The sequence below is a fragment of the Lactivibrio alcoholicus genome (assembly GCF_055390895.1).
In genome coordinates this window covers 2,353,421-2,370,752 of sequence record NZ_AP042471.1, presented here as the reverse complement: position 1 = coordinate 2,370,752, position 17,332 = coordinate 2,353,421, and the positions used below count along the sequence as shown (strand labels likewise).

Annotated in this window: 17 protein-coding genes and 1 riboswitch; of the genes, 9 read left to right on the top strand and 8 right to left on the bottom strand. The window is 61.8% G+C overall.

Annotation, left to right across the window (positions count from 1 at the left end):
* Positions 1–11 precede the first annotated feature (11 nt).
* Entirely contained in the window at positions 12–1,016 is a 1,005-nt protein-coding gene (locus ACZ5IU_RS10890) for a lipoate--protein ligase (RefSeq protein ID WP_464417185.1), read from the bottom strand.
* A 269-nt stretch (positions 1,017–1,285) separates the two neighbouring features.
* A riboswitch (glycine riboswitch) is annotated at positions 1,286–1,385 on the bottom strand.
* Positions 1,386–1,680: 295 nt separating this feature from the next.
* Here ACZ5IU_RS10890 and ACZ5IU_RS10885 point away from each other — a divergent pair.
* The 9 genes from ACZ5IU_RS10885 to ACZ5IU_RS10845 all read left to right on the top strand — a co-directional run bounded on the left by ACZ5IU_RS10885 (position 1,681) and on the right by ACZ5IU_RS10845 (position 9,729).
* Positions 1,681–2,472, top strand: a complete 792-nt coding sequence (locus tag ACZ5IU_RS10885; protein WP_464417183.1) for a DUF4198 domain-containing protein — start codon at positions 1,681–1,683, stop codon at positions 2,470–2,472.
* A gap of 81 nt (positions 2,473–2,553) precedes the next feature.
* Positions 2,554–3,027, top strand: a complete 474-nt coding sequence (locus ACZ5IU_RS10880; RefSeq protein WP_464417181.1) for a hypothetical protein — start codon at positions 2,554–2,556, stop codon at positions 3,025–3,027.
* Between the two features lie 5 nt (positions 3,028–3,032).
* Positions 3,033–3,641 carry a cobalt transporter CbiM gene (cbiM, locus tag ACZ5IU_RS10875; RefSeq protein WP_464417179.1) on the top strand — a complete coding sequence of 203 codons (609 nt, stop codon included), beginning with the start codon at positions 3,033–3,035 and terminating at the stop codon, positions 3,639–3,641.
* A gap of 2 nt (positions 3,642–3,643) precedes the next feature.
* The gene (locus ACZ5IU_RS10870; protein WP_464417177.1) at positions 3,644–4,375 is read left to right on the top strand and encodes an energy-coupling factor transporter transmembrane component T family protein; all 732 of its coding nucleotides are present in this window, start codon (positions 3,644–3,646) and stop codon (positions 4,373–4,375) included.
* A gap of 17 nt (positions 4,376–4,392) precedes the next feature.
* A complete protein-coding gene (locus ACZ5IU_RS10865; protein WP_464417175.1) occupies positions 4,393–5,115 on the top strand; it encodes an energy-coupling factor ABC transporter ATP-binding protein in 723 nt (240 codons plus the stop codon).
* Between the two features lie 30 nt (positions 5,116–5,145).
* Positions 5,146–6,597: a monomeric [FeFe] hydrogenase gene (locus ACZ5IU_RS10860; protein WP_464417173.1), complete on the top strand. Its 1,452-nt coding sequence runs from the start codon at positions 5,146–5,148 to the stop codon at positions 6,595–6,597.
* 164 nt (positions 6,598–6,761) lie between these two features.
* Positions 6,762–7,967, top strand: a complete 1,206-nt coding sequence (gene sucC / locus ACZ5IU_RS10855) for an ADP-forming succinate--CoA ligase subunit beta (protein WP_464417171.1) — start codon at positions 6,762–6,764, stop codon at positions 7,965–7,967.
* Positions 7,968–7,969: 2 nt separating this feature from the next.
* The gene (gene sucD, locus ACZ5IU_RS10850) at positions 7,970–8,854 is read left to right on the top strand and encodes a succinate--CoA ligase subunit alpha (RefSeq protein WP_464417169.1); all 885 of its coding nucleotides are present in this window, start codon (positions 7,970–7,972) and stop codon (positions 8,852–8,854) included.
* The gene (locus ACZ5IU_RS10845) at positions 8,851–9,729 is read left to right on the top strand and encodes a DMT family transporter (RefSeq protein ID WP_464417167.1); all 879 of its coding nucleotides are present in this window, start codon (positions 8,851–8,853) and stop codon (positions 9,727–9,729) included. Before sucD ends, ACZ5IU_RS10845 begins: the two co-directional genes overlap by 4 nt.
* A 99-nt stretch (positions 9,730–9,828) precedes the next feature.
* On the opposite strand, the gene ACZ5IU_RS10840 is transcribed toward ACZ5IU_RS10845, so the two are convergent.
* The 7 genes from ACZ5IU_RS10840 to ACZ5IU_RS10810 form a co-directional block, all read right to left on the bottom strand.
* On the bottom strand, positions 9,829–11,172 hold the full coding sequence (locus ACZ5IU_RS10840) for a TRAP transporter large permease (protein ID WP_464417165.1): 1,344 nt from the start codon (positions 11,170–11,172) through the stop codon (positions 9,829–9,831).
* Positions 11,165–11,683 carry a TRAP transporter small permease subunit gene (locus tag ACZ5IU_RS10835; RefSeq protein ID WP_464417163.1) on the bottom strand — a complete coding sequence of 173 codons (519 nt, stop codon included), beginning with the start codon at positions 11,681–11,683 and terminating at the stop codon, positions 11,165–11,167. Before ACZ5IU_RS10835 ends, ACZ5IU_RS10840 begins: the two co-directional genes overlap by 8 nt.
* A gap of 34 nt (positions 11,684–11,717) precedes the next feature.
* Complete coding sequence (dctP, locus tag ACZ5IU_RS10830) at positions 11,718–12,773, bottom strand: TRAP transporter substrate-binding protein DctP (protein WP_464417161.1); 1,056 nt, start codon at positions 12,771–12,773, stop codon at positions 11,718–11,720.
* 86 nt (positions 12,774–12,859) lie between these two features.
* Positions 12,860–13,684 (bottom strand): MBL fold metallo-hydrolase, encoded by an 825-nt coding sequence (locus tag ACZ5IU_RS10825; protein WP_464417159.1) that lies wholly within the window; start codon positions 13,682–13,684, stop codon positions 12,860–12,862.
* 7 nt (positions 13,685–13,691) lie between these two features.
* Entirely contained in the window at positions 13,692–14,435 is a 744-nt protein-coding gene (locus ACZ5IU_RS10820) for a FadR/GntR family transcriptional regulator (protein WP_464417157.1), read from the bottom strand.
* A 121-nt stretch (positions 14,436–14,556) separates the two neighbouring features.
* A complete protein-coding gene (locus ACZ5IU_RS10815) occupies positions 14,557–15,264 on the bottom strand; it encodes a response regulator transcription factor (RefSeq protein WP_464417155.1) in 708 nt (235 codons plus the stop codon).
* The gene (locus ACZ5IU_RS10810; RefSeq protein ID WP_464417153.1) at positions 15,261–17,321 is read right to left on the bottom strand and encodes a sensor histidine kinase; all 2,061 of its coding nucleotides are present in this window, start codon (positions 17,319–17,321) and stop codon (positions 15,261–15,263) included. The genes ACZ5IU_RS10815 and ACZ5IU_RS10810 overlap by 4 nt, the downstream gene beginning before the upstream one ends.
* Between the last annotated feature and the right edge of the window lie 11 nt (positions 17,322–17,332).

Below are 17,332 nucleotides of genomic sequence, written 5' to 3'. Positions count from 1 at the left end.
TCTTTCCTGTCCTAGATCAGACCATTCTCGACCGATTCGAGCCAAGAGAGAATATCGCCGGTTTCTGGTGTCGTACGCGCGCTTTGCGAGTCCCGTACGCGCGCCGCGAGGGACGCTCCGTCGGGCGTCGCACCGGGGAAGAGCTCGGCAAGGCGTGCGATGAAGTCGGCGTCCATCGCGTCGGAAAAGACGCGACACTCCTTGATGACGCCCCGCTCCACGGTCATGCAGATCTGAAGTTCCCCCCAGTCGAAGCGACGGCCGATCTCCGCGTCGAAAACGGGAGTTCTGCCGTAGATCCACTCCCTGCTCGCGTACGTGTCGCGCAGACGGCGCATGGACGGGTCGGCGAGAAACGTCGCGGCGTCACGCTCCGGTCCGTCGCCGAACTCCCTGTGGAACGCGGTGCGAAGAGCGTGCTGCAGGTCGTCCATGGACAGGGATGGAACGAACTCGCGGAGATTTGCGACGCGGGAGCGGACGGAGGCGACGCCCTTCGCTTCGAGTTTCGCCTTCGAGGGCTGGAGGTAGCGCGTGAGGCGATCCATATCCACGTCCATCAGAATCGTTCCGTGGTGATAGCGCCCCGTCCTGCCCCGGTAGAAGGCGTTTCCGGAGATCTTGCGCCCCTCGACGAAGATGTCGTTCCTGCCGCCGAAAGAGGCGGAAATTCCGAGATCGCGCAGCGCCTCCACGAGGACGCCGATCTGTCTGTCGAAGTCGTAGGAGCGCGGGGAAGCGAGAAAGGTGAAGTTGCAGTTCCCGAGATCGTGATAGACCGCGCCTCCCCCCGACAGCCGTCGGGCGAGACGGCCACCCTCGAGTTCGAGGAGTTCCGTCCGGCACTCGCGCCACGCGTTCTGGTTGCGTCCGATGACGACGGTATGTTCGTTGCGCCAGAGGTAGAGGGTCATGGAATCGTCATGGATCCTGCCGAGCAAGTATTCCTCGAGCGCGAGATTCGTCCAGGGGTCGAACGACGGAGATGTGACTATTTCGCTTGTGAACGGCTGCATTCGCTCCCCTCCCTCTCTCGAATCATGAGAAGCATTTCACTATTCCTCTGGAGAAAACGATACCATTGTCCATACCATTAGTCAATACGTTCACTAATTGGCAAAAAATTTGCAGAAGGTTTACAAAAAGCACTATAAATGGATAGTATAGATCGAACTCAGATACGCGTGGCTGCATTCGCTTCCCTCCCCCGGGAATAAAAAAACACGACAGAAATCGCGGGAGAATCCCCGCAATCTCTGTCGTGCGCCATATGCACTCCAAAGAGCGTCCCGCCGCATTCCTTCAGCCTGAGAGTTTCCGTCCCCTTGAGGGAATTTGCCCCTTCGGCGCCTCCCGTATCCGGGAGTCTCTCGTGCGACGTTCATCCGATATTGAATTGTGACGATAGTATAAACGCAACGGGCTCGTTGTCAAGCATTTACCTTTCCCACCTTCCTCGACATAACGACGGTTCCTTGACAGCTTTCGTGTTACGTTCTAATATTTTCGTGTTATGTATTCAGCTGAACGCATGACGTTTCCAAGACGCCGGAAATCCGCGGCGCGCGTATCCGTCCGGATGGCGCAGTCCGGACCCGAGAGGGTGCGTCGCGATATCCGGAAGAAATGTTCACCGGTATCCGGAGGGAACACAACGTTTTTTCGAGGAGGCAATCGGATATGAACCGCAAATGTATTGTCCTGGTCGCTGTCGCGGCGTTTCTGGGGATCGCCGGCGCGGCGGGCGCTCACGAACTGATTCTGAAGCCGGAAAAGATGGAGGCTCCGAAGGGAACCGAAGTGGCGCTCGAGATCCAGTCCACGCACAAATTCGTCGTTCCGGAGGAAATGGAAGACGTCTCGGTCATGAAGGCCGGCGTCTTCAGGAACGGAACGATCGAACCGATCGGCCTGAAGGGTAACGAACCGAAGCTCCGCATCGACTCGTCTTTCAAGGTAGCGGACGACGGAGCCACGCTCGTCGTTTGCGAGAAGCGCCCCGTGAAACCCTACAGCCGCACGAACCAGGGAGCGAAGAGCGGAACCCGCAAGGAGCTCGAGGCCCAGGGGCTCAAGGTCATGAGTTCGATCAAATACGAAAAATTCGCCAAAGTGATCGTAAACGCAAAGGCCGGGGATGCGAACTTCGCGACCGTCGTCGGACAGGAGCTCGAAATCGTCCCGGTCACGAACCCTGCCGATATCAAGGTCGGCGGATACGCCGATTTCAAGGTGATCTGCAAGGGACAGCCGACGTCAGTCCCCGTCTGGGCGACCTATGACGGCTTCTGTCCCGAGTACGAGAATACCTATGCGTTCTATTCCGAGGGCGATAAGGACGGCGTCGTCCACGTGAAGATCACGCAGCCGGGGTTCTGGATGGTCCGCGCGATGACGAACGATCCGACCGGAGTCAGTGGCGAGTACGACAGCCGACAGCTCCGTTCGGTCCTGACGTTTCTGGTGAAATAGCTCCCACCCCCGGGGCGGGTTGTGATTCCGCAAGAGTCGCGACCCGCCCTATCTTTCCGAACGAAAGAGTCGTGAATCGTCATGAACCGAATGTATCGCGTCTTCCTCATAGCGCTGCCGCTCCTTTCCCTCGCGACGGTGAGCGCCTGCGCACATGGCGTCGGGTACCGATTTTCGGAACGTGCGCCGATCTCGCTCGAGTTCTTCTATTCGACGGGAGAAACCATGGCCTATACGGAAACGAAAGTGTACGCCCCGGCAGACACGATAGAGTTCCAGTCGGGCCGTACCGACGCCGCTGGGCGCTTCGCGTTCACGCCCGACCGTGACGGTCCGTGGCGCGTGGTCGTCCGCGACGAAGAGGGGCATCGCGTCGAGGCAGCCATTCCCGTCGCTCCGCTCTCGTCCGACTCGCCTTCCGTTCCGAAAACCCCCGTATCAGGCAAAGGCTCTCTCCCCGAAGGGACGTCGCTCGCGATCCGGGCGGCGCTCGGCGTGAGCCTGCTGTTCAACGTCGCGGCGTTCGTGCTGTTGCGCCGTCGCGCCCGGAGGTAACGGGAATGCATATCAGCGACGGCATTCTCACGCCCCAGCTGCTCGCGGTCGGCTGGGGAATCGCTTCGGCGGGCGTGGCCGTCGGAATCCGGCGACTGACGCCCGATACGATCGCGCGGACGGCCGTGTTCTCCTCCGCCTTCTTTCTCGCGTCGCTCGTGCACGTCTCCATCGGCCCGGGATCCGCACACCTGTCGCTCCTTGCGATGACCGGGTTCGCGCTCGGATGGACGGCGTTCCCCGCGATCTTCACGGCGCTCTTGCTGCAATCGCTGCTCTTCCAGTTCGGAGGGCTTCTCTCCCTCGGAGCGAATACGACGACGATGGGCATCGGGGCGATCCTCGCCTCCGTCCTCTTCGGGCGTATCGTCCGCAACGGAACGACCGCAGGCGCGACGATCGCGGCCTTCCTCGCTGGAATCCTCTCGACATTCGCGGGAGCGACGCTGGTCGCGCTTTTCATCGGCGCGTCGGATCACGCATTCGTCGCGTCCGCGAAGCTGCTGTTCGCCGCGCACGTTCCGGTCGCCATCGTCGAGGGAGTCGTCACCGCCGCGGCAGTCGGATTCCTGCGCAGGGTCGCGCCGGACGTTCTCGCCTCTCCCCGACGGTAACCATGCGTCTCGACACGAATTCCATGCGGGACGCAGGGCTCGCTTCCCGCATGGACATCTTCGATCCGAGGGCGCGCCTCCTGTGCGCGCTCCTGCTCGCAGCCGCCGTCGGAACCGCGCGCTCCCTCGCATCGCTGGCGCTCGCGGCGGGAAGCGCGGTCGCGCTGCTCGTCACGGGAGGGTTCGGGGGAATCGCATCCGGACTCAGGAGCGTCAATATTTTTGTCCTCTTTCTCTGGCTCACGCTCCCCTTCACCGGCGGGGGGACAAAATCCTACGGATTCCTCTCGAACGACGGAATCGCGCTCGCGCTGCTCTGCACGCTCAGAGTCAACATCGCGGCGATTCTCGCGATCCGACTCGCGACCAGCATGGACCTCGCTTCGCTCTCCGCCGCGCTCGAAGGATTCGGGTGCCCGGCGCGGCTCAAGACGCTCCTTTTGCTCTCTTTCCGTTCGGTCATGACGCTCGCCGGCTCGATGCGGCGCATGTTTCTCGCGCTCGGGCTCCGCGCCCCCGGCCTTCACGGACGCGAGTCATGGCGTGCCTACGCCTGCGTCATGGGGTCGTCCCTCGTCCGGAGCGCGGACAGGGCGGAACGGGTCCGCCTCGCATTGCTCTGCCGCGGAGGGGAGAACGGATTTTCGGGGGAACGCCCCGGCGCATGGGACATGAAGGACTCGGCGCTGGCCGCCGCCGCCGCGGCGCTATCGGCCGCGATCCTCCTGCTGTAGGTTTCGGGAGGACCGGAATGGCGCTCATCGAACTCAGGAACGTCAGCTATTCCTGGCCGGAGGGAACTCGCGCGCTCGACGGCGTAGATTTCCGGGCCGACCGCGGAGACAGGATCGCACTCGTCGGCGCGAACGGTTCGGGGAAATCCACCCTCCTCCTGCACCTCTCCGGGTGCCTCGCCCCCGATTCGGGAACCTGTCTGATCGACGGAATTCCGGTCGACAGCGAGGGAAAATCCGCCCGCCGGACTGTGGGCATGACGTGGCAGGACCCCGACGATCAGATTTTCATGCCGACGGTGGTCGAAGACGTCGCATTCGGCCTCGTCGCCCGAGGCATCCCTCGCGAAGACGCCGGACGAAGGGCGTTGGAGGAACTTGCGGCTCTGGGCGCGGCGCACCTTGCGGAACGAATCCCCCATCGGCTGTCCGGAGGAGAAAAACGCCTCGTGGCACTCGCCGGAGTTCTCGTCACCGATCCCGACGTTCTCGCCCTCGACGAACCCACGGCGTCGCTCGACCCGAAATCCCGCAGAATGCTGATCTCCGTTCTTTCTTCGCTCCGAACGACGCTCGTCATCGCGACTCACGATCTCGACATGGCGCTCGACGTATGCAACAGCGCCGTCGTTCTGTACCGCGGAAGCGTCGCGGGGACAGGATCGCTCCCGGGGATCCTCGAAGATCGCTATTTCCTCGAGCGATGCGACCTCGAACCGCCGCTCCGATTCGGGAAATAAACCCAACGCAAATGAAAGAAGGAGGACATCATGCGTAGCGAAACGGCAATGGTCCGGTTGCGTCGCAGGGTGCTCACGGAACTGGCGAAACTCGCTCGTGAAGGCGCTCTGGCTGATAAAGTAGCAACCATCATGACAGGCATCGCGACAGAGAAAGGCCCGAGATACCGATGCTGTGTCCACAAAGAACGCGCGGTGCTCAGGGAGAGAATCAATATCGCGCTGAGCCAGCCGCTGACGAACGATGTCCGGGAATCGGCGATACTGGCTGCGAAAGGGCACGTCGCAAGCGATATGCCGATCGTCAATGTTCTTCCGGAAGCGTGCGATCAGTGCCCGCTCGACAAGTTCCTCGTCACCGACGCGTGCCAGAATTGCATCGCACATCATTGCATCGCCAGTTGCCCCCGGAAGGCCATAAGCATTCATCACAACAGAGCCTGCATCGACGAGACTCTTTGCATCAAGTGCGGCATGTGCAGAAAATCGTGCCCATACGGCGCAATCATCGAAAACATCAGACCATGCGAGCGGGCCTGCGAACTCGGCGCGTTACACGCAGACAGCAACCGTCGCGCGATCATCGACTACGACAAATGCGTGCAGTGCGGAGCCTGCATCAATGCGTGCCCCTTTGGAGCAATCGGAGAACGTACATACATCGTCCAGGTGATTCAGGAAATCAGGCGGGGAAAAGAGATCATGGCACTTATCGCGCCGTCGATAGAAGGACAATTCGGTGTCGGCGTAAGCCTGAACCAGATTATCAGCGCCATTAAAGCGCTTGGGTTCGAAAATGTCTACGAAACGGCCGAAGGGGCAGAGATAACGGCCCGCAACGAAGCGCGTGAATTCAAAGAATCCGTTATCGAGCGTCACGAAAAATTCTTAACCACTTCGTGTTGTCCGGCTTTCGTATCCATGATCCGGACAAATTTTGGAGATAGCGTCACTCATATCTCAAAAACGGTTTCCCCAATGGCAACGATTGCGAACGTCGTCAAAAAGAAACATCCTGACGCTATTCTGGTATTCATCGGTCCGTGCGCGGCAAAAAAAACCGAAGCGCTTGAATATACAACTCTCGTCGATTTCGTCATTACCTACGAGGAACTTCTTGCAATGTTCACTGGAGCGGGAATCGAAACATCCCGGACCGGGGCGGGCGTTTCTGAACGTCGCGCTCCCGGTGACGGCAATGGATTTGCGTGTTCAGGCGGAGTCCTGCGGGCTGTAGGCAATGTCCTGAACGAATCGAATGATGCCGCATGTTTGAATGGATGCTGTTGCGAAGGATTGAAGGGGTGCAAGGAAGTCGTCGCTGAGGCGATATCGGGAAAACGCGACGTGAACTTCATCGAAGGAATGGCTTGTTGTGGCGGATGTGTCGGCGGATCGGGCGTATTGGTCGATCGTCGTGTCGCTTCGGGAATCATAAAGACGCATGCCATTGCCAAAACGGCGTCCGATACGCAAGTTTGACGACCACCGCATGATTCGGATCCGAAGGAACGTTTTCGGATGGAGCGAAGCATAATAAAATATTATCATTATTATCTTTTAATAATTAAAAAAAATCCTATTTACACATCGGTGCCAGCTGAATATACTCTGTCCGCATCATATATCTCGACAGGAGGGAGAACATGAGACTTCACGAGTACCAGGGGAAAGAAATCCTCGGTCGTCATGGAATCCCGCTTCCGGAAGCACGCCTGGCGTACTTCCCCGACGAAGCGTGGTTGCATTCCATGCAAATCGGGTTCCCCTCTGTCCTCAAGGCGCAAATCCTGGCCGGGGGCAGGGGGAAGGCGGGGGGCGTGCGTCTGTGCCGGAGCGCGGATGAAGTCCGCAGAGAAGCCGCGGACCTCTTCGGGCGTTCGCTGGTGACGAAGCAGACCGGAACGGATGGCGTTCCGGTTCGGAAGGTTCTTGTCGAAAAGGTTGTGGATATACGAAGGGAACTCTACGTATCGATCTCCCTGGACAGGGAACGGGTCTGCCCCGTCATCGTCGTCTGTTCGGAGGGCGGAACGGACGTCGAAACCATCGGAATCGCGCAACCCGAAAAAATCCGGAAGATCCCCATCAACCCGTATACGGGGTACAGCTCATTCCACACGCGGGAGATCATGGCGTTCCTCGACCTCGACCCCGCCCGCAGGGACAGGATCCACCCCCTCTTCGAAACGCTCTACCGGGTCTTCATGGATCACGAATGCCTGCTCCTCGAGCTGAACCCGCTCGCGGTCACGGCGGACGGCGAACTCGTCCCGGTCGACGTCAAGATGGACGTCGACGACAACGCGCTCTTTCGCCAGCGGAACGTCGCGCGGATGCGCGATCTTTCGGAACAGGACATGGACGAAAACGAGGCCCGGTCCTACGGTCTCAGTTTCATCAAGCTCCCCGGAACGGTGGGGTGTATGGTCAACGGCGCGGGACTCGCGATGGCGACGATGGATTTCGTCAAGATGGCGGGCGGCGATCCCGCCAACTTTCTTGACGTGGGAGGCATCGCCACGCCGGAGACTATCGCACATGGGTTCCGAATTCTCGCGCGCCAGAAGCAGATCCGCGCGATCTTCGTGAATATCTTCGGCGGCATCGTCCGCTGCGACAAAGTCGCACAGGGCATCGCGGACGCCGCCCGGAGCCTTGAAATCACGGTCCCCGTCATCATCAGGCTTTCCGGATCCAATGTCGAAGAGGGGGTCAGACTCCTCGAGGAGAGCGGACTGAACGTCGCGATCGTGTCGGACATCGGCGAGGCGACGCGGACAATCGCCGCGGCGATCGCGGCAGGGACGGAGCCCGTTCAAACCCGGCTTCCGGAAGAGGAGGAACGCTGATCATGGCCGTCGAACTGTTCGGCACCACGCGAATCCTCGTCCAGGGAATAACGGGACGGGAGGGCCGCCTGCACGCGAAGCTCTGCGCCGAATACGGCGCCCGCATCGTCGCCGGAGTCACCCCCGGCCGCGGCGGCGAATCCGTCGACGGGGTTCCGGTCTTCGATACGGTCGCCGACGCCGTCGCCCACCGCGCTCCGGACATGAGCCTCGTATTCGTCCCGCCGAACGCTGCGGCCGACGCGATGCTCGAAGCCGTCTTCGCGGGGGTCCGCCACATCGTCTGCATAACGGAGGGCGTTCCCGTCCACGATATGATCCGCGTCAAGAGGGTCGCGACGACGTACGGCGCTACGATCATCGGGCCGAACTGTCCGGGGATCATCACTCCGGGGCACGCGAAGGCGGGAATCATGCCCGGACAGACATTCCTTCCGGGACATGTCGGCATGGTCTCGCGAAGCGGGACGCTCCTCTACGAAGCCGCGTCGCAGGTCTGTTCGCACGGACTCGGGATCTCCACGGCGATCGGCATCGGCGGGGATCCGATCATCGGAACGGACTTCATCCGCTGGCTGAAGGCGTTCGCGGACGATCCCGAGACGGAGGCCGTCGTCCTGATCGGCGAGATCGGGGGGGCCATGGAGGAACGGACGGCCGATTTCATCCGCGAAACGGCGTACTCAAAACCGCTCGTGGCATTCATCGCGGGGCAGACGGCTCCGGAGGGACGCCGCATGGGACACGCGGGCGCGATCATCATGGGGCGGAGCGGGAGCGCGTGCTCAAAGGTCAACGCCTTCCGGGCCGCTGGAGTGACCGTCGTGGCGAATCTCGCGGACATCGGAACCTCCGTGGCCGCGCTGCTGGAGGAACGGAACGGGTGACGCACTTCCTGATCACGCTGCTGCTGTTCAGTTCGCTCGAGGTGGCGAGCAAGCCCCTTATGGGGCTGATCGCCCCTCTCGAGCTCACGTTCCTGCGATTTCTCGCGGGGTGGATCACGCTCGTCGTCATGCTCATCCCGAGAGGAGAGCATCGCGCGCTTCTGTCGCTTCGTCTGCGCGACTGGGGAACGCTCGCGTTGCTCGGCGTTCTGAACGTCGCCATCTCGATGACGCTGCTGCAGGCCGCCGTAATGCACACGACCGCGGCGACAGCGGCCGCCGTCTTCTGTTCGAACCCGCTTTTCGTCTATCTCATTTCGGTCGCGTCGGGTGACGAGCGGGCGAATCCGCGGACGCTCCTCGGCCTGGCCGCCGGGATCACGGGGCTTCTTCTCGTGGCGTCGTCGGGGGGGCTGCGCCTCGATCGCGGGATCGCCTTCGCGCTGCTCGCGTCGCTGAGTTTCGCCATCTATACCATCGCGTCCCGGCGCGCCCTCCGCCGAATGTCGCCGCTCTGTCTCAACGCGGGATCGTTCGCGTTCGGAGTCGTCGCGATCGCAAGCGTCCTGCTCCTGACCGACCGGGGTCTTTCCGTCCCTTCATCGCTTGCCGGCGATCCCCGGGCTCTGGCGAGTCTTCTGTATCTCGGCGTCGGCGTCAGCGGCGTCGGGTACGTCACCTTCATGAAGGCGGTCGAACGCCTCTCGGCGACGAGGGCGTCGCTCGTATTCATGCTCAAGCCCGCGACGGCGACGATTCTCGCGATGCTGTTCCTCCACGAAACTCCCGGAGCCATGTTCTACCCCGGCGTCGCGCTCGTGCTCGCAGGGTCGCTTCTCATCACCGGGAGAGGGACGCGACGCAGCACCGCCTGACTGCGAATACGGAAAAGCGGGGGACGCTTTGACGGCGCCCCCCGCTTTTCCCCACCCTTCGATACTCCGGATATTTCTCCGGTGTCTTCCGCGAACGCCCTACGCCGAGCCGATCATCTTCTCAGGAAGCCACAGGATGATCTCCGGGAAGATCGAGCACAGCACGAGAACGAGCATGATGATGAGGATGAACGGGATGACCCCCCTGATGATGTCCCACATCGACACGCCGAGCTCCTTCGGCGCCGTCCCCTTGAGGACGAAGATCGACATCGCCATCGGAGGCGTCTGGAAGGCCATCTGCAGGTTGATGCAGACCATCATCCCGGCCCAGAGCGGGTTGAACCCGAGCGACGTCATGATCGGGGTGAAGATCGGCACCACGATGAACACGATCCCGATCCATTCGATGAACATTCCGAGCATGAAGACGATCGCCATGATGATCGTAAACGTCACCCACCGTCCGCCCGGGAACGACAGGATGAACTTCGCGACGACGTCGCCCGACCCGGCGTTCATGAAGATTCCGACGAACGCGTAGCAGAGCGCCGCGATCATGACGACGAACGCGCTGACCTTCAGCGTCTCGATCGACGCGCGCCGGATCAGTTCCCAGCTGAATCTCCCGTAGCAGACGGCGAGGACGATCGACGCGAAGCACCCGACGGCGGCGGCTTCCGTGGGCGGCGCGATTCCGAGGAATATCGTTCCGAGGACGGCCGCGATGAGGATCAGTGGCGGGAGCAGGGCCTTGAGAAGCCGGAGGAACTTCGCGCCCGAAAAGGGCGTGACCTGATCCGCCGGGATCGACGGGCCGAGGGCCGGGTTGAGCCGGCAGCGGATCACGACGTACGCGATATAGAGCGCCGAGAGCAGGAGTCCGGGGAAGACCGCGCCCATGAACATCTGGCCAACCGAGAGTCCCGCCTGAGGCGCGTAGACGACGAGCATGATGCTCGGCGGGATGAGAATTCCGAGCGTCCCGGACGCGACGATCGAGCCGGCCGCGATCGCCTTGTCGTACCCTCGCGTGACCATCGGGGCGAGCGCGATGAGCGTCAGGATCGTCACCGACGCAGCGATGACGCCGAGGCACGCCGCGAGAATCGTCCCGAAGATGATCGTGACGACCGCGAGTCCGCCCTTGAGCCGTCCGAGCGCCTCGTAGAGGCATTCGTACAGGTCCTTCGTCACGCCCGAATGCTGCAGGATGACCCCCATGAAGGTGAAAAGCGGAACCGCGAGGTACGGGTAGTTCAGCGAGAGGTCGTAGAATCGCGAGTACAGGATGTGATACGTCGTCGTCGGTCCGAAGACGAGAACGCCGACGATGAACGCCACGCTTCCGATCACGAACGCGATCGGATATCCCGTCATGACGAGGAAGAAGACTCCTCCGAGCATCAACGCGGTAACGAGTTCCGCACTGAGTTCAATCAAGCTTCTCACCCCGCACCGCGAAATAGAGGTCGCGAACGAAATTCGCCACCGCCTGAAGGATCAGGAGCAGGAGCCCGACGGCGAACAGCGTCCGGTACGGCGCGGCGGGCGGATACCAGAAGCTGTTGAACATGACCTCGTTGATCTTCCACGCCTTGACGGTCCATGCGACCGCCTGGAGGAACATGACGATCATGAGCGGGAAGAAGAGAACGAGAGAGCAGACGACATTCATCGCCGCCTTCGCTCTCGGAGGGAATTTGCTGTAGAACACGTCGACCCGCGTATGCGCGTCATGAAGATAGTCGTAGGACGCCCCGAGGAGATAGAGGGCTCCTCCCGCCATGCAGAGGCTGTCGTACGCCCAGATCGTCGGGGCGTCGAAAAAGTGCCGGGAGACCGTCTCCCATGTTCCCACCAGGACAAGGAGCAACGCAGCCCACTTCCCGATGGCTCCGGACATTTCGCTGAGCGAATCGATATATTTCAGAACCTTTCGTACGCCGGACATGCGTCGCATCCCTGTCCTTTCGTGTCGTTACGGATCAGCGCATCGAGTTGTAGGACTCTCCGAACGCCTTCATCGAGTGATAGATCTCGCCGAAAATCGGCGCTTCGGACTTCGCTTTTTCCTCGTAGAACTTCGCGGCTTCGGCGTTCAGCGCGTCCTCGACGTCCTTCGGCACGCGCAGAACCTCGCATCCGGCCTTCTTGAACTTCTCGAGCGCGAGGATCGATTCGTAGACGAGGTACTCGTGCTGCGCCTGCGTGTACTTGTCGATCAGCCCCTGGACGATGACCTGGAGATCCTTCGGAAGCGCGTTCCACGCGTCCTTGTTGACGAAGAAGACCTGGGGATCGCTCGGAGCGCGGGTCGGCGACATGTAGACGTACTTGGCGACCTCGTTGAAGTGCATGTTCCAGTTCGACGCGAGCGTGGAGTACTCGAAGGCGTCGATGGTTCCGCGCTTCATCGCCTCGTAGAGTTCGCCCCCGGGGATGATGACGGTCGCCATGCCCATCCGCTTGAGGATCTCGCCTCCGTCGCCCATGCAGCGCGCCTTGATCTTCTTGAGATCGGCGAGGCTTTCGATCTTCACCTTCGAATGGAAGAAGACCTCTTCCGGAAGCGGCGACAGGGCGCCGGGGAAGGTCATGACCTTGTAATCGCCCATCATCTTGTTCATGAGGTCGGCGCCGCCGCCGTAGTTGAACCACGTCCGGAGCGCTTCGCCGGCGAGCGCGCCGGGACGGGAGCTGATGAGACCGGCCGCCTTCCACTTGTCGAGGTTGTACATCGGGCACGTGTAGCACATCTGGAGAACGTTGTCGTTCACGGCGTCGACTTCCTTGTACGCCGGGACGATCGACCCGCCGACGAACGGCTTCACTTCGAGACGCCCGCCGGTCGCTTCGGTGATCGCGTTGCAGAGCTTGTCATGGTAGATCTGCGAGGGGTCGGACGCCGGGCCGTGGCCCGAGGATTTCCAGACGATCTTCTTCGGCGCGTCGGCGCACTCGCCCGTCATGCACGGGATAACCATTCCGGCCGCAACGAGCGACAGGATCGCTGCGAAAAGAACCTTCTTCAGAACCGTCATTGCGTACCCTCCTCCAATTTCGATGTCTTTCCGGGGTCCGCAGTGGTCCGGATTTGTGGAACCCCGCAATTCAGGAGCGTTGAGGTCTATTCGACGAAAAACGAACTGCCCGTGACGTTATGGAAAAATCCTCCGTTCGCGGCGCGAAGGCGCGCCATCGCGGTCTCTCCCGTACAGTGCGACACGCCGATCCGCCCGATGCCGTTCTCCCCGAAGTAGCGGACCGCGCTCTCGACGCCAGATTCGTCGGCCTCGACGAGGTGCGTTCCTCCCAACACCGCGTATATCGGCTTTTTCATACGTTCCCGGACCGCGTCGAGCATGTTCCTGACCCCGGGGTGCGAACAGCCGAGCAGGACGACAAGCCCGCGAGACGTTTCGACGGCGAGCAGGATCTCGTCTTCGAAGGCATCCGGTTCGAACCCGTCCGGCGTCCGGAGAACGAACCTCGGGTTGATCCGCTCGTCGTCGTGGATCCTCGGAAAGCCGGAAAGCGCGGAAACACCCGGAACAACCTCGCGGACTTCCTCCTGCACGACCGAATATCGGATTCCGCTTTCCGAAAGGAAGTGCTCGTCGAAGTCGTTGCCCAGAAACGAGCAGCCACTCTTCCCGTACCCGTACTTCTCCCGGAAGAACCCCGGACCGACGACGAGTTCGAACGACCGGGTCATTCCGGCGAGCGCCCGCAGGCCGCCCGAGTGGTCGTAGTGACCGTGGCTGAGAACGACGAAAGCGACGTCCGAAAGGTCGATTCCGAGATGCGCCGCGTTCTCGAGAAATGCCCCGGATTGTCCCGTATCGAAAAGAATCTTTTTTCCGTCCCGCTCGACGCAGAACGAGAGTCCGTGTTCGCAGCGCAACGCGTGATGCTCTCCGGGAGAGTTTTCGATCAGCGTCGTGATGCGCATCGTTCGCTCACCTTCCGATCCGCTCCGTATCCCGCATCCCGGCGGGCTGTGGCCGCTCCATGGATGCCCTGATGTCTTCAAGCGCGTTGTTCAGGTGCAACGTCATCCTCCGTTCCGCCGCCTCCGGATCCCCCCCTCCGATTGCCTCGAGGATCTCCCCGTGTTCATCCACGGTCTTCAGCACGCGCCCCGGTATGTGCAGGCTCGTGATCCATCCCTCCGGCAATGATTTCGTCATCGTTCGCATCAGGTAATAGAGCGTTCTGTTGGTCGTGGCCCGGGCAATCCTTCGGTGAAAGGTCTCGTCGGCCTGGATGAGCGTCGGAATATCGCACGCCGCGCCCCGCGCATTCGAGACGAACGCGTCGTGCGCCCTCCGTATGTGTGCGACCGCTTCGGCGTCCGCCTTTTCGGCGGCGAGCCGCGCGGCCTGCGGTTCGATGATGAGGCGGACCTCGAAATGGTCCAAAATGGAGGTTTCGTTGTTCCTGAGCCAGCCCGCGAACGGATCGGAACGATCTTCGGAGGGGTTCGCGATGAAAATGCCCTTCCCGTGGCGCACGACGACGCGCCCCGTCACTTCGAGGATCCGAACCGCCTCCCGTATCGAGGAGCGGCTGACCTCGAGCTTCGCGGCGAGTTCGTTTTCCGAGAAGAAACGGTCGCCAGGGGCGAAACGGCCCCCCGCTATCATCGTCTCAATGGCGTCGATCACACGGTCGGACAGGCGGATCCTCGGTATCGGTCCCATGGTCACGCTCGCACGGATGTTTTTTTGAGTCGATCCTGTGAAGTCGTCTACTCTTCAGACAAGTTGAATTCTACCGTCACATCCTTGCGACGTCAAGCTCGCGGAAGATGCGCAGGGAAGGTCAGCGGACCAGGCGATATCCCGCCCCGTACGCCGTCAGCAGGTGACGAGGCTCGGAAGGGTCGTTCTCGATCTTCTGCCGCAGTCGCACGACGTGCTGGTCCACCGTGCGCGTCGTCACCTCGCACGAAATGCCCCAGACATCTTCGAGAAGCGTGTTCCGGTCCACGACGCGCCCCTCGTGCGCAAGCAGGAAGCGGAGCAGCGCCGCCTCCTTCGGCGTCAACGGGAAATCCGTCCCGTCCGGTTTTCTGCCGCGGAGCGCGGCGAGATCGAGTTCGACGGAGCCGAGCGTCACGAGCCCCGAGTCTTTTCCTCCATCCCTCGGAAGCGACGACGCGAGGGCGCCGCGCCGGAGCGCCGAATGCACGCGCGCCAGAAGTTCGGCGATGCCGAAGGGTTTCACGATATAGTCGTCGGCGCCGAGTTCGAGGCCGATGACCTTGTCGATCTCCTGCCCCTTCGCGGTCAGCATGACGACGGGCGTGACGCGGTCCATGACGCGGATCTCCCGGCATACGTCGTATCCGTTCATCTTCGGGATCATGATGTCGAGGAGAACGAGATCCGGACGTGCGGCGCGAAAACGCTCGAGCGCCGCCGTTCCGTCGCGCGCGATGTCGACCGTGTACCCCTCGCTTTCGAAAAGATCGCGGATCCCCGTGAGGATCGCGGAGTCGTCTTCGACGACGAGAATGCGTTCGTTCATGACGGTGTCCTCCTTCGGTCGTTTTCCCGAGGAAGCCCCGGCAGGCGAAGCGAAAAAACGCTGCCGCCTCCCTCCCGCGGCGCGTACGTCACGTCGCCTCCGTGCCGCCTCGCGATGTCCCTCGCGATCGAAAGTCCGAGCCCCGTTCCGCTCCGGGACGACGAGAGGGAGTCGTCGCACCGATAGAATTCTTCGAAGATGCGCGTCGCCTTGCCGGGATCCACGCCGATGCCCCGGTCCATCACGCGGACAACTGCCTCGTCATCATCGGTGCAGGTGGACACCGAAATCTCTTTCGTCTCCCCGGAATACTTTTCCGCATTCGAGAAAAGATTCATGAGAACCTGCCGCAACGCCTCGGGGTTTCCCCGCACGGTCACCGACTCCTCGAGGTCAGTCGAAAGCGAAAAGCCGTTTCGCGTCAAGTTCGGTTTGAGCTGCGCGACCGTTTCTCCGGCCAGTCGCGAAAGATCCAGATCTTCCATGGCGTAGTCGGCCTTCGCGGTCCCCTTGCGGGAGAAGGCGAGAACGTTGTCGACGAGGCGCGAGAGCCGCTCGGCCTCGGAGAGCATCGTCCGGAGATATTCGTCCCGTTTCCTTTCGTCGGGCTGCCGCCGCTGAAGGAGCATTTCGGCGAAGAGTCGGATCGACGTCAGCGGAGTCTTGAGCTCGTGCGACACGTTGGCGACGAACGTAGTCTTCTGGCGCGCGAGGCGCGTTTCGGACGACAGCGTCCTGATGACGACCGCCCCGCCCGCGGCGATGACGACGAAGAGCGTCGCGACGAGGAGCGTCGCCACGATCGAGACGAAATGCGCCTGGGACTCCACGAGCGAGGGATCGGAGAGCCACGCTCCCGCCTCCCAGCGCGGCAGGAGCGGCGAGATTTCGCGTGCGACGAACGGGCGCCGCCAGTCCGGCCGCGGCGCGTTCTCCGGAATGAACACGGGCTTCCCGCTCTCGTCGAGGACCGTCAGGATACGGACCTCCGAACGCGTTTCCGGCACGACGTCCGCGAGACGATTCCTGAGTTCTCCCATGGAGACCGTGCATCCGACCGCGCCGCCCGGACGGCGCATCCAGAAAAGGAGATCGAGTCCCGTCTCCGAGAGCCGGGGCAGAAGTCCCCATTCGCCTTCGAGCGAAAGATCCCGGAACGACCTGCCGCGCGAGACGGTCTTCGAGCGCTCTTCCTTCGCCCCTCCGGGCGGCGTCATCTGGACCTGAGCCTGCGGCATCACGTTTCTCTGGAGAAGACGGAACCCTTCCTTCTCCGCTTTCCGGAAGGTTTCCTCGCGAAGCGTCGAATCGGTCGCGATCCGTCCGGCGGCCTTCTGTCTTTCGACTCCGTCCCACGCGCGTTCCGGTACGGCGGGAGTGCCCTTCGGAAGAGCGGAAAGAGCTTTCGGCGCCGAAGGCGCCTCTTCCGCAACCGGCGCCGCGATATGGTTTTCAGGTTCCGCCTCCGGCGCTCGTCCGCCGGATGGATGTTCCTCATTCCGTTCCGTCGCACCGGGAGCTTCCGTCTTCGACCGCAAGGACGCGAACGGCGTCCACTCTCTGCCATCGTCCGCATCGGCGGTCATCCGTCTCCGGTAGACATTCGCGATATCGTCGTAGACGGGAAGCTCCGTGCGACCTTCGAGAAATGCCCCGAAGGCCGACCGAAAAGCTCGGTCATCCGCCCCTGCCGGATCCGGAGTCGAGAGGCGCCCCGCTTCGAGCGCGAACGGAACCGCAACCAGCGCGTTCCGGCGTCTCCACGATTCGAGCGCCGCTTCGACGGAATCCTCCAGAGGCGCATCGTCCGCGAGTTCGCGCCCGATCCGGCGAAGCAGGTCCGCGATCTGGCCTGCGGCGTGGTTCACTTCGGCGAGAAGCGTATTCTCGAGTCTGCGCTCCACGTAGAGCGCTTCCCTGTTTGCGGCGCGAAGCGCGAGAAGGCTCAGCGCGACGCACGGCAGGAGAACGGCGAGAACGAAAACGAACGCGAGCGGGAGGCGGATTCCTCCGCCCCCCCGCCTTTCTTTCCGATCTTCTGACGTTCGTCCGAACATCGTGCGATCAC